We start from the raw sequence: 11443 nt of genomic DNA, 5'->3' as shown, positions 1-11443 counted from the left end.
GCCGCGAAAATACCGCCGATCGCATTATGATCGCCAAGAGACCATGACGGCTCCACCATTGGCCGCCTGAGATGAACCTCTTCCGTTGCGGACCGACTAGTGGTATTCCTCGTAGGCGCCCTTGAATTCCGCGTCGTCCATGAACGCGTCCTTACCGGTCTCCATAGCGGCCCGGGCCCCGCTCTTATCCCCTTTGCCGTCCAAATATTCCGCGTAGTGGATCAAGCCGGCCTTCATCAGCTTCTTCTGGTCTTCCGGCAGGAGCGCAATGCCACCGGCAGCTTCCAGCGCCTCCTTGTATTTCACGATGCTTTCGTCACCGTCCTTGGCCAAATTGCTCTGATATTGCGTCAAAGCTAGCATCATCCATCCGCCTGGGTTCTCGGGGTAATAGCCTGTCATGGAGTCGAAGTAGCGCCGCGCCTTGCTCATGCCCTTGGGTCCGCTCTCATATTCGTTCATCCCGCTCTCTTGGGCCATGGTATTAAGCTCGCTCCAGTAGTCCTCGTAATTATTGAAGAACTCTTTGTTCTTGTCCTTCTTGCGGTATTTCTCCGCCCATTTCAGCGCGTCACGGTCCGCCTTCTTATAATCGTCCATCTCCTGGTACTTCGGGATCTTGCTCATCTCGAAAAGGCACATGCTCATGTACAGGTACGGTAACGGGTCCCGCTTCGTGTTGTCGTTCTGAGTGTAGCGTTCCGCTTTGGCCAAGCAATCCTCATATTTCTCGTCCACATATTTCACTAGCAGGTCATCATACTGCTTTTCCTGCGCTCTGGAAGTGGTGGTGAGGGCCAGAAAGGCCATTGTCGAGATGAGAAAATACCGCTTCATTGGTGGGTCGTTTTGTTTGCCTTGTATGGCAAGATCGATGCCGAAGGTATGAACGGGCACGATCCGGCGACGGATAACCCGTGCCGGCCGGTACTTTCGCGGTCCATGCGCATCGACATCCTTACCGCCCTTCCCAGCTTGCTGGACAGTTATTTCAATGACAGCATCCTCCGGCGCGCCCAACAGAAGGGGCTGGCCGAAGTACACATCCACGACCTGCGCTCCTTCTCCGAGGACAAACACAAGCGGGTCGATGATTATCCCTTCGGTGGCGGGGCCGGCATGGTGATGTCCATCGCTCCGGTCCATAAGGCCATCACTTGGCTGAAGGGCGAGCGTGATTATGATGAAGTGATCTACATGAGCCCCGACGGCGAATTGCTGGACCAGCCCTTGGTGAACCGGATGAGCTCCCTGAGGAGTATCATCATCCTGTGCGGGCATTACAAAGGCGTGGATGAACGCGTGCGCGAACACTTGGTCACCCGCGAGATCAGCATCGGCGACTATGTTCTCAGTGGCGGGGAACTGCCTGCGGCCGTGCTCAGCGATGCGCTCATCAGGCTGCTGCCCGGTGTGCTTGGGGATGAGACCAGCGCCCTTTCCGACAGTTTTCAGGACGGTCTGGTGGCCCCGCCCGCGTATACCCGGCCGGAAACCTACGGTGAATGGAAAGTGCCGGAGGTGTTGATGGGCGGGCATGCGGCACGCATCCAGGAATGGCGCCATCAGCAGAGCATGGAACGCACACGGGAGCGGCGACCGGGGCTGTTGGGAGAAAATGATGCCTCCGAATAGGTATTCCAAGCGGAATTCTCCTTAATATTGCGCCCCCAAACGGCGGGGATGAACGCCGCAAACCGCTGAGCGCCATGGACAAGATCAAGCAACTCGAGAAAGAATGGGCACCTGTGAAGCAACAGGAAGCCTTCAAAGCCGGTGACACCATCACCGTCCACTACCGCATCAGCGAAGGCAACAAGGAGCGTATCCAGCAATATCAGGGCGTGGTGATCCAACGCAAGGGCAGCGGCAGCACCGCCACCTTCACCGTCCGCAAAATGAGCGGGTCCGTGGGCGTGGAACGGATCTTCCCCGTGGCCTCCCCCTTCTTGGAGAAAGTGGAGGTGAACAAGCACGGCGACGTGAACCGTGCCCGCATCTTCTACATCCGTGAACGTCGCGGCAAGAGCGCCCGCATCAAGGAAAAGCGCATGTCCGTCGCCCAGGAGGAATCCAAGGCCAGCGCCAAAGCAAAGGCCAAGACCAAGAAGGCTACTGCAGCCGCAGAGGCCAAATAACCAGCGTTCCCAAACACTTGAAAGGTCCCGCCTCGGTGGGATCTTTCTTTTATGTTACCCTGTGCTGAACAAATCAAATTGAGCACCATGGGACTGATCTGGAGCCTCATCATCGGCGGCATCTCTATCTGGATGGCCGACTTGATCATGAAAGGCCAAGACTATGGCGTGCTGGTCAATATCCTGCTCGGTATCCGGACGGCCTAGTGGGCGGATGGGCGTTCGCTCTGCTCAGCATCGCCTCCACCAACCTCGTCGGCCAGCTGACCCGTGCCACGGTGGGCGCGGTGTTGTTGATCGTACTGGTGCGCGCATTGAGGAAGTAGACTTCCCCTACGTCTATCGTCTCCGGTCCACGAAGAACAATTCCCGCTCGCCCTTGCCTTTAAGGTCGATGTTGCCACGAGGCTGGATAAGCAGGCCGTCAGCATTTATTCTTTCCATGGTATTCGCCGAAATGGTAACACGCATCGGCTCTGAGGCGCTTTCCACGCGCGAAGCGATGTTCACATCATCCCCAAAAATATCATACTGATAACGGCGCGTGCCCACAAGCCCGGCAATGACCGACCCGGAATGCACCCCGATGCGTACCTTCCATTTCGGGCCCGAACCGTTTTCACGCGCCTTCAAGTGGTCGATCATGTCCAAGGCTGCGGACACCGCCCGGTCGGCATGGTCCGGCACCGGCCGGTTCAAGCCCACCAGACCGATGTAGGCATCACCGATGGTCTTCAACCGCTGGCCTACATGGGCTTCCATAATGATGTCGAAGGCACTGAAAATATCCGATAGCTCATCCAACAAGGTCTCCTTCGCCAATTGCCCGGCTATGCCGGTGAAATCCACCAGGTCGCAAAAGACCATGCTCAGTTCATCGATCTGCTCCGGCTTGGAGGTCCCCGTGGAGATCAACTCCTGCACCACACGCCGTGGAAGAAAATTAGCAAGCAAACGACCTGTCTTCTTGCGTTCAGAGACCAATTCCAACTGCATGCGCACCCGCGCCATGAAGATCGTGGGGTCAAAAGGCTTGGAGATGTAATCCGAGGCCCCCAGTTCGAACCCTCTGGCCTCGTTCGCCGTTCCCACCAAGGAGGTGAGAAATATGACGGGGATCGACTTGGTACGGCTGTTGGACTTCAAGGTCTTGCACACTTGGTGACCGTCCATCCCCGGCATCACCACGTCCAGCAGGATCAGATCCGGCAAGGGTTCCTTGACGGCCAGTTCAAGCGCGGCCTCTCCGGATTTAGCCACCTTCACTACATAATCCTCGCCCAGCAGCCCCACCATCATGGTCAAGCTCTCCGGGCTGTCATCCACCAGCAACAGGGTCTGCTTCTCATTCCCGAGTATGATCGTGGCGGGCTTCATGGAACTACTTCGGACAACGTGTTCAGGGCCTGGTCGAACTCCCAGTTCTTCACTTGCTCATGCGCGCGCTCGAACATCTGTTTCCGGCTGGTGTCCGCTGTGGCCAGGACCAGCTCCTCCACGGCTTTAAGGGAACGGGCGTCGTGGTCCTCCAATAGCCGTAGGACATCGCGGACGGCTGTTCGTAGATCCTCTTCATCCAATGCCGTGGTAGGTTCAGGGACCGCTGCCTCGCGCACTTCCGCTTTCAAGTAACCGCTTATGCTTTCCAGTGTTCCGCACAGTTCAATGCACAAGTTGGCCATGTGGTCGTTCAGCTCCGCATCATCGGGGCCCGCTCCGTCGGTCAATGCCTGCTCTACCCTCTTCGCCGCTGTCAACACGCCATCTCCGCCCAGATTGCCCGCTGACCCCGCCAGGGTATGCACGGACCCGCGCAGAGTTTCCAGATCACCTGCCCGCAACAATTCGGGGAACTCAGCAGGTGCTTTGCTCCATTTGGACACGAAAAGCTCCAACAACTCCGTGTATGTCCCCCGGTTGTTCCGGATCCTTGTCAGCGCCGTTGCCGTGTCCAGCCCTGCGATACGGATCTCATCTTGGCTATCTGCTGCCGGGCCGGAGACCAGCATCGCGCTCACCTCGCTCTCGGTGGTCTCGCAGAGCCAATGCATCAAGCTCTTGTAAAGCAGGATCGGGTCGATGGGCTTGTTGAGGTGGTCGTTCATTCCTGCGGCCAAGCTCTTTTCACGTTCGCCCTTCATGGAGTGCGCGGTCATCGCCATGATCGGCACCGTGTTGCCGCCGGGAAGGGCGCGGATCCTGCGCGTGGCCTCCAAGCCGTCCATCAACGGCATCTGGATGTCCATGAGCACGCCGTCATACTTCTTCTCGGCGAACATCCGCACAGCCTCCTCCCCGTTCTCGGCATGGTCCAGTTTGACCCCCGCGTCCTGCAGCAGCTCCGAGGCCACCTGCCAGTTGATCTCGTTGTCCTCGGCCAACAAGATCTGTTTTCCGTCCAACAGCCCGCGCACTTGGTCCATGTCCAAGTGTTCCCGGGTGGTCTTGCGCACTCCCTCCAGATCGAACTTGAAGATGCCGTTCAAGGTGTCAAAGAGCAGTGAGGGGTCCACCGGTTTGACCAGATAGCCATCGATCTGCCCGACTTGGGCGGCAGTGCGCACATCATCGACACCGAAGGCCGTCACCATCAGCACCATGGGGGCGTCGCTCAGGAATTCCTCCTTCAAGTAGCGTGCGGCCTCCAAGCCGCTCATCTCCGGCATCATCCAGTCCATGATGATCAACGCGAACGGCCTCGCCTCCATCATGCTCGTCCGCACCGCCTCCACCGCCTCCCTACCGGAGCCCACGGTGATCACGTCGAAGCCCATCTCCTTCAACATGGCGCCTTGAACAGTGCGGGCTATGCTGGAATCGTCCACCAATAGAGCGCGTACTTTGTCCTTGAAGGGCAGACGCAACGCGTCTGTGCCCCGTCTGCCACGGACCTCTTGGCCAATGGTGAAAAAGAACCGGCTGCCTTTCCCGGTCCCGCTTTCCACCAGGATCTTGCCACCCATCTTGTGGATCAGGCGGTCACTGATGGTAAGGCCCAGCCCGGTGCCGCCGTACTTGCGGGTATGGGAGAGGTCGGCTTGGCTAAAGGGCTTGAAGAGGTCGGCGATCTGCGCAGGGCTCATGCCGATGCCTTGGTCCTTCACGCTGAAGGTGACCGCGCAATGCTCCGGCCCGCGCTTTTCCGCGACGATGGACAGGATCACCTCGCCCTTTTCCGTGAACTTGATCGCGTTGTCCAGCAGATTGATCAGCACCTGCTTGATACGCAGTTCATCACCGATCAATTCCGCAGGCAAATTGGCCGACCGGTCGATGATGAACTCCACGTCCTTTTTTCCCGAAAGCCTGGCGTTCACCGTGTCCACTACGGCCTCCAACATCTCTTGTGTGGAATAAGGCATGGCCTCCAGTTCCAGCTTTCCTGCTTCGATCTTGGAGAAATCAAGCAGGTCGTTCACAATGCGCAGCAGCGACCGTGCGGAACGATCCACCTTCACGTTGTAATCCTGCTGCTTGGGCGTCATTTCCGTCTTTGAGAGCAAGTGGTTCAGCCCGATGATGCCGTTCATCGGCGTTCGGATCTCATGGCTCATGTTGGCCAGAAAATCGCTCTTGGCCTTGTTTGCCGTGTCGGCCAAGTCGCGTAACCGCTCCATCTCCTGAAAATCATCGTGCAGGTGCCTGTTGCGCTCCTTCAACTTGTCCATGTAGTAACCGCCCAGCGAAGCGAACAGCCCCAGAAAAAGCGGTGCCGTATCGATGATCCAGAGCAATGGAGTGCTCCTTTGTGTGGCGATAAAACCTTCGATGCCGAAGCCCGTCCCCAAGTGCGAACTTTGGATCAGCGTGCCGAAGATCGGGAAGCAGAGCCCAAAGAGGGCACCGTAAAGCGCGTAGTTGTATACCTCCTTCCCAAAGATGCGCATGGCCTCCGCAAAGTACGCACGACATTACCGGGTTGGCGTGGACATGGCCGAAAACCGGTAGTTATACCTGTTATTAGGTAGGCCGGTCGATCTATCCGGCTCATAGGCTCCACCTCGTCCTTAAATGGACAGGCATGGACGTTGATGGACCGCATTGGCGCGGTCCATCAATGTCCTCTCGCAGGTGCTCGCGTGCTTGCCTGCCGAAGGCATGGTAGCGAGTACCTGAGTTCCATCACCCCACCAGCTCCCTGTTCAAGTTCGGGATGTCCTCCTTGTTGAAGGGCACGCGGTCCTCTTCCTCCTTCAGCTTCATCACCAAGGCGAGCGCATCGGGCACCACATCGCTGCAAAGCGTGAGGAAGCTGCCGGGTTTGGCCGTGCTGATGGCGTGGCGGATGGCCTCATCCTCCTTCTTGATGATGGTGACCTTCTTCTTGGGATCGACCTCTTGGATGCCTTTCATCATCAGCGCGATGATGTCGTCGTCGCTTTTGCCGCGCAGGTTGCGGTCCTGGCGGATGATGATCTCATCGAACATCTGTGCGCTGAGGCGGCCGAGCGTAACGGTGTCCTCGTCGCGGCGGTCGCCTACGCCTGCGATGACGCCCACTTTGGGGCTGTCCGGCACTTTGCTGAGGAACCGGCCCAAGGCCTCGAAGCCGTGCGGGTTGTGCGCATAGTCCACCACCACTTGGAAATTCTTGAACTGGAAGAGGTTCAAGCGGCCCGGGGTCTGAGCCGGTGAAGGCACAAAGGTGCTGAGCGACTCCTTCAACTCCTCCATCTTCACGCCCTGCACGTAGGCGGCGAGCACGGCGGGCAGAATGTTCTGGATGTTGAAGACGGCCTTGCCGCCCAATGTCAGGGGCACGTTCACCGCCTTTTCGATGCGCAGCTTCCACTCGCCCTTGCTGATGGTGATGAAGCCGTTCTCGTACACGGCCGCCAAACCGCCCAGCTTGCAGTGCTGGCGGATGAGGCGGTTATTCTCGTCGAGGCTGAAGAGCGCGATCTTGCAATCGCACTGCTTGCGCATGGCCATTACCAGATCGTCATCGGCGTTCAGGATCGCGTAACCGTCGCGGCGCACGCTGCGCGGCACAGTGCCCTTCACGTTGGCCAGGTCCTCCAAGGTGTTGATGTCCTTCAGCCCCAAATGGTCGGCGGCAACATTGGTGCAAATACCCACGTCGCAGCTCTCGAAACCGAGGCCGCTGCGCACCATGCCGCCGCGCGCCGTCTCCAGCACGGCCATGTCCACCAAGGGATCTTTCAGCACGAACTGGGCGCTTACCGGGCCGGTACAATCACCCTGCATGAGCAAGCGGTTCATGATGTACACCCCGTCGCTGCACGTCATGCCCACGCGGTTGCCGTGGCTGCGCATGATGTGTGCGATGAGGCGCGTGGTGGTGGTCTTGCCGTTGGTGCCCGTCACCGCGATGATGGGGATCCGGCTCGGCGCGCCCGGAGGGAACAGCATGTCCACCACCGGCTCCGCCACGTTGCGCCCCAAGCCTTCCGTGGGGTCCAGGTGCATGCGGAAGCCCGGTGCCGCGTTCACCTCGAGCACGGCACCGTTCTCGCTGAGCGGCACGGTGATGTCGTCCGTCATGATGTCGATACCGCAGATGTCCAGATCGATGATGCGCGAGATGCGCTCCGCCATGAAGACGTTGTATGAGTGTACCAGTTCGGTAACATCTGTGGCCGTACCACCGGTGCTGAGGTTGGCCGTGGCCTTGAGGTAGACCGTGTCACCTTCCACGGGGATGCTGGTGGGCGTCATGTCCCGGCGCTGTAGCAATTCCAGCGTGTGGGTGTCGATCGTTATCTGTGTCAGTACGTTCTCATGCCCGAAGCCGCGACGCGGGTCCTTGTTCACCTCGGCCACCAATTCCTGGATCGTAAGCTTTCCGTCGCCCACCACGCAGGCGGGCGTGCGTTTGGCAGCTGCCACGAACTTGTGGTCGATGACCAGCAAACGGTGGTCCAGTCCTTTGATCTCCTTCTCCACCACCACACTGCGGCTGATCTCCTTCGCCACCTCCATGGCCGTCTTCGCCTCCTCCAAATTCTTGATCCCGATGGTGGCGCCCCTCCCATGATTCCCGCCTATCGGCTTGATCACGCACGGGAAACCGACGCTTTCCAATGCTGCGACCAAACCTTCCTCGGTGCGCACCACGCGGCCTTTGGGCACGGGGATCTCATAACTTTCCAACAGGTCCTTGGTCTCCTCCTTGTCGCAGGCGATCTCCACACCGATGTTGCTGGTGTTACTGGTGATGGTGGCGCGGATCCGCTTCTGATGCACGCCATGCCCCAGTTGCACCAAGCTCTGCCCGTTCAAGCGCAGGTACGGAATACCGCGCTTCGTGGCCTCTTCCACAATGGAGCCCGTGCTGGGGCCAAGGCGGGTGTCCTCGCGCAACTCGCGCATGCGCTGGATGTCCTCTTCCAAGCGGTATGGCTGACCATCGATCAAAGCCTCGGCGATGCGCACCGCAGCTTTGGCGGAATACAGGCCCACCGCCTCCTCGACATAGCTGAACACAACATTGTATACGCCATGTTCACCGGTGCCGCGCGTACGCCCGAAGCCGGTCTCCATGCCTGCCAGCGTCTGGATCTCCAGCGCGATGTGCTCGATCACATGGCCCATCCATGTGCCGCGTTGCACGCGCTCGAAAAAACCGCCCTCATGTTCCTCGCTGCAGCGGTGCGAATACATGGTCGGCAGCATCTCCTTCAACCGCTCATAGAAGCCGGGGATCTTGTCCGTGGGCCGCTCCTCCAGGTCCTCAATATCCAGCCGCATCACCACAAGGCGATGCCGCTTGACGGACCAATAGTTGGGGCCGCGCATGGCCTTTAGTTCCAAGATCCGCATGTGCTCGTGGTTTTAATGCGGTCAATGTATGAAGATCGGCGTGTTGAACAATTCCCGGTGACCGCCCGAGCGATAAAAAACCAATTCCCCTACTTTCGCCAAGCTCGGCCAAGCCTTCCCTCCGGGGAACGGGCATATGGCCGGCACGGGGCGGGGGTAAAACAAGATCCATGAACAATACGCCCAAAGGCAAATTGATCGCCATCGGCGGTGCCGAGGATAAGGGAAACGAACAGGAAAAGCCCGGCGCGGACAGCGGCACGTTCATCGAGGACAGCATCCTGCGCCGCGTGGTGGACGAGATGGGCGGCCACCACGCGGCGCGGATCGCCTTGGTCACCACCGCCAGCAGCATCCCCAGGGAAGTGGCGGCCAACTATGTGGAAGCCTTCGGCAAGCTCGGCGTGACCGATCTGGATATCCTGGACATCCGTGAACGGAGCGATGTGAAACCCGACATGGTGAAGCGTCTGTCCAAGGCGGATGGTGTAATGATGAGCGGCGGCAACCAGTTACGGCTCACCACGATCTTCGGTGGCACGGCCTTCCTCGAACTGATGAAGCGGCGCTACATGAACGAAGTCGGCTACGTGGTGGCGGGCACCAGTGCCGGGGCCATGTGCATGAGCAGTACCATGATCTATCAGGGCCACAGCTCCACCGGGCTCATCAAGGGCGGGGTGAAGATGACCTCGGGCGCGGGCTTCATCGGCGATGTGATCATCGACAGCCACTTTGTGCAGCGAGGGCGTTTCAGCCGCCTGACCCAGGCCATTGCGGGCAATCCGAACGCCATCGGCATCGGCCTCGGGGAGGATACCGGCGTGGTGATCACCGAGGGCGAGAACCTGGAGACCATCGGCAGCGGACAGGTGATGATCTTCGATGGGCACGAGATCTCTTATAGCAACTTCGCGGACGTGGAGGAAGGCGCGACCTTCAGCATCGAAGGGATGCGGGTGCATATCATCTCCAAGGGCCATTGCTACTCGTTGCGGGAGCGTGCGTTCACCGCCGTCCGGGTCCCCGTATAGCTTTTCTTGAGGGAAGCCTCCGTGGGTACTTTGGACCCGATGTGGGGAACCGTGTACACGTACGAAGATCGCTGCATTATTGTCGGACATCCGCTGCGAACGCTGCCTTTTTGGCGTTTTAGTGATTTTTTTGTACATTCTGCGAAACCGGCACGCTTATTCCATTCTACCGGTATCACCCAAAAACCACAACACCATGAGCACTAAGAAAGTATTACTGGGAGCCGTGATAGGATTCGCCACCGGAGCAGCCATCGGCGTCCTGATGGCCCCGCGTTCAGGAAAAGAGACCCGCTTGATCCTGAAGAAAAAGGGCAAGCAGGCCCAGAACAGCCTCAGCGAACAGTTGGACAAAGGCTACAAGAAGTGGAAGAAGGTCCGCAACAAGATGGTGGACCGCGCCAACATGACCAAGCACGACATCAAGGACTTCCTCCAGTTCATGTCCGCCGAGGGCAGCGACCTGAAGGACCGCATCACCGATGACGTGAAGTCCACGGGCAGCGACGTTTCAAGCGCGGGCAAGCGCACTGCGGAAAAGATCGCGAGCAACTAAGCATCCATCTGGAATACCGCCGCACGGGAGATACCCGCGCGGCGGTCCCGTCATACCCAATAGATCGACAACAGATGAGCCACCGACATCACGAGGGCGAGGAGGATCGCTATGCCGGCCCCGATGCCGCAGACCATGTTGACATGAGCGAGTTCTTGGATTCAGCCGTATCGGAGGGCAAAGCGTATTTCACCGCCCAGAAGAACTACCTCACACTGCGCGCTCAGGAGCAGATCGGCAGGGCCGCGGGAAACATGTTCAGCGGCCTGCTCACGGCCATGTCCGGGCTGATCTTCCTCCTTTTCACAAGTATTGCGCTCGCTTTCTGGGCCGGTTCCCGCATGGGCAGCACGGCGTTGGGCTTTCTCGTCGTTGGCGGCATTTATCTCATGACTTTCTTGATCATCCGTTTTGTCGCCAACGGCCGCATCCGCCGCGCGTTCTCCTTGAACGTGATCAATTCATTCTACGATGATGAGGAGTGAACGCTTCAAGGACCTTACCTCCGTCAACGCGGAACTGCTCCGCTTGGAGGAGGTGCGAGATACGCACGCCGCCCGGCTGGATAACCATTTCCAAGCCCTGAAACAGAGCGAATTCCGGAGCGCCTTGGTGAAGAATACGATGAAGGACGCCTTGGGAAGCTTTGCCCAAGACAATTTGCTGGGGTCCTTGATAGGTGGTGGTGGTTTGGGAAATGGCCTTAGCCTTGCTTTGGGTGCAGGGAAAGGAGGCCTGTGGAAGCGCGTTGCGCTGTTCGCCCTAGGGCTTGCCGCTCCGAAGCTCCTGCAAAAGGTGGAGTCCATCTCCCTCCCGGATATCCTCCATGAGTTCGGTGTCAGTTGGGAGCGGCTGAAGGACCACGTGCAGCAACGCCGCGAGGAAAAGGAATTTAGAAATGACAAGGAGGAAAATGTGCAGCTTTGAGCCGC

Annotated in this window: 10 protein-coding genes and 1 pseudogene; 7 read left to right on the top strand and 4 right to left on the bottom strand. The window is 58.6% G+C overall.

The window, feature by feature from the left end:
- Nucleotides 1-96: 96 nt before the first annotated feature.
- Nucleotides 97-837 carry a hypothetical protein gene (locus tag IPP95_01960; GenBank protein QQS73017.1) on the bottom strand — a complete coding sequence of 247 codons (741 nt, stop codon included), beginning with the start codon at nucleotides 835-837 and terminating at the stop codon, nucleotides 97-99.
- A gap of 105 nt (nucleotides 838-942) precedes the next feature.
- Between IPP95_01960 and trmD the strand changes: the two genes are divergently transcribed.
- The 3 genes and pseudogenes from trmD to IPP95_01945 all read left to right on the top strand — a co-directional run bounded on the left by trmD (nucleotide 943) and on the right by IPP95_01945 (nucleotide 2464).
- Complete coding sequence (gene trmD, locus IPP95_01955; GenBank protein ID QQS73016.1) at nucleotides 943-1635, top strand: tRNA (guanosine(37)-N1)-methyltransferase TrmD; 693 nt, start codon at nucleotides 943-945, stop codon at nucleotides 1633-1635.
- Between the two features lie 74 nt (nucleotides 1636-1709).
- Nucleotides 1710-2138: a 50S ribosomal protein L19 gene (gene rplS / locus IPP95_01950; protein QQS73015.1), complete on the top strand. Its 429-nt coding sequence runs from the start codon at nucleotides 1710-1712 to the stop codon at nucleotides 2136-2138.
- Between the two features lie 87 nt (nucleotides 2139-2225).
- Nucleotides 2226-2464: pseudogene (locus IPP95_01945) on the top strand (GlsB/YeaQ/YmgE family stress response membrane protein).
- A 13-nt stretch (nucleotides 2465-2477) separates the two neighbouring features.
- On the opposite strand, the gene IPP95_01940 reads toward IPP95_01945, so the two are convergent.
- The 3 genes from IPP95_01940 to cphA all read right to left on the bottom strand — a co-directional run bounded on the left by IPP95_01940 (nucleotide 2478) and on the right by cphA (nucleotide 8921).
- Complete coding sequence (locus tag IPP95_01940; protein QQS73014.1) at nucleotides 2478-3515, bottom strand: response regulator; 1038 nt, start codon at nucleotides 3513-3515, stop codon at nucleotides 2478-2480.
- On the bottom strand, nucleotides 3512-6025 hold the full coding sequence (locus IPP95_01935; GenBank protein ID QQS73013.1) for a response regulator: 2514 nt from the start codon (nucleotides 6023-6025) through the stop codon (nucleotides 3512-3514). The genes IPP95_01940 and IPP95_01935 overlap by 4 nt, the downstream gene beginning before the upstream one ends.
- Before the next feature lie 235 nt (nucleotides 6026-6260).
- Nucleotides 6261-8921, bottom strand: coding sequence for a cyanophycin synthetase (gene cphA / locus IPP95_01930; protein QQS73012.1), 2661 nt, complete (start codon nucleotides 8919-8921; stop codon nucleotides 6261-6263).
- A 170-nt stretch (nucleotides 8922-9091) separates the two neighbouring features.
- On the opposite strand from cphA, the gene IPP95_01925 reads away from it, so the two are divergent.
- The 4 genes from IPP95_01925 (at nucleotide 9092) to IPP95_01910 (ending at nucleotide 11438) form a co-directional block, all read left to right on the top strand.
- Nucleotides 9092-9955 carry a cyanophycinase gene (locus tag IPP95_01925; protein ID QQS73011.1) on the top strand — a complete coding sequence of 288 codons (864 nt, stop codon included), beginning with the start codon at nucleotides 9092-9094 and terminating at the stop codon, nucleotides 9953-9955.
- Nucleotides 9956-10151: 196 nt separating this feature from the next.
- A complete protein-coding gene (locus IPP95_01920) occupies nucleotides 10152-10511 on the top strand; it encodes a YtxH domain-containing protein (protein ID QQS73010.1) in 360 nt (119 codons plus the stop codon).
- A 74-nt stretch (nucleotides 10512-10585) separates the two neighbouring features.
- Nucleotides 10586-10996 carry a hypothetical protein gene (locus tag IPP95_01915; protein ID QQS73009.1) on the top strand — a complete coding sequence of 137 codons (411 nt, stop codon included), beginning with the start codon at nucleotides 10586-10588 and terminating at the stop codon, nucleotides 10994-10996.
- Nucleotides 10983-11438 carry a hypothetical protein gene (locus IPP95_01910; protein QQS73008.1) on the top strand — a complete coding sequence of 152 codons (456 nt, stop codon included), beginning with the start codon at nucleotides 10983-10985 and terminating at the stop codon, nucleotides 11436-11438. The genes IPP95_01915 and IPP95_01910 overlap by 14 nt, the downstream gene beginning before the upstream one ends.
- The last annotated feature ends 5 nt before the right edge of the window (nucleotides 11439-11443 follow it).

The organism is Flavobacteriales bacterium, from assembly GCA_016700415.1.
In the GTDB taxonomy this organism is placed as follows: domain Bacteria; phylum Bacteroidota; class Bacteroidia; order Flavobacteriales_F; family PHOS-HE28; genus PHOS-HE28.
This window is presented reverse-complemented; position numbering and strand designations above follow the sequence as displayed.

What these genes read in the sequence shown, in the direction of transcription:
- IPP95_01960 (QQS73017.1), bottom strand. Translation starts at nt 837, where the DNA reads ATGAAGCGGTATTTTCTCATCTCGACAATGGCCTTTCTGGCCCTCACC.
- trmD (QQS73016.1), top strand. Translation starts at nt 943, where the DNA reads ATGCGCATCGACATCCTTACCGCCCTTCCCAGCTTGCTGGACAGTTAT.
- rplS (QQS73015.1), top strand. Translation starts at nt 1,710, where the DNA reads ATGGACAAGATCAAGCAACTCGAGAAAGAATGGGCACCTGTGAAGCAA.
- IPP95_01940 (QQS73014.1), bottom strand. Translation starts at nt 3,515, where the DNA reads ATGAAGCCCGCCACGATCATACTCGGGAATGAGAAGCAGACCCTGTTG.
- IPP95_01935 (QQS73013.1), bottom strand. Translation starts at nt 6,025, where the DNA reads ATGCGCATCTTTGGGAAGGAGGTATACAACTACGCGCTTTACGGTGCC.
- cphA (QQS73012.1), bottom strand. Translation starts at nt 8,921, where the DNA reads ATGCGGATCTTGGAACTAAAGGCCATGCGCGGCCCCAACTATTGGTCC.
- IPP95_01925 (QQS73011.1), top strand. Translation starts at nt 9,092, where the DNA reads ATGAACAATACGCCCAAAGGCAAATTGATCGCCATCGGCGGTGCCGAG.
- IPP95_01920 (QQS73010.1), top strand. Translation starts at nt 10,152, where the DNA reads ATGAGCACTAAGAAAGTATTACTGGGAGCCGTGATAGGATTCGCCACC.
- IPP95_01915 (QQS73009.1), top strand. Translation starts at nt 10,586, where the DNA reads ATGAGCCACCGACATCACGAGGGCGAGGAGGATCGCTATGCCGGCCCC.
- IPP95_01910 (QQS73008.1), top strand. Translation starts at nt 10,983, where the DNA reads ATGATGAGGAGTGAACGCTTCAAGGACCTTACCTCCGTCAACGCGGAA.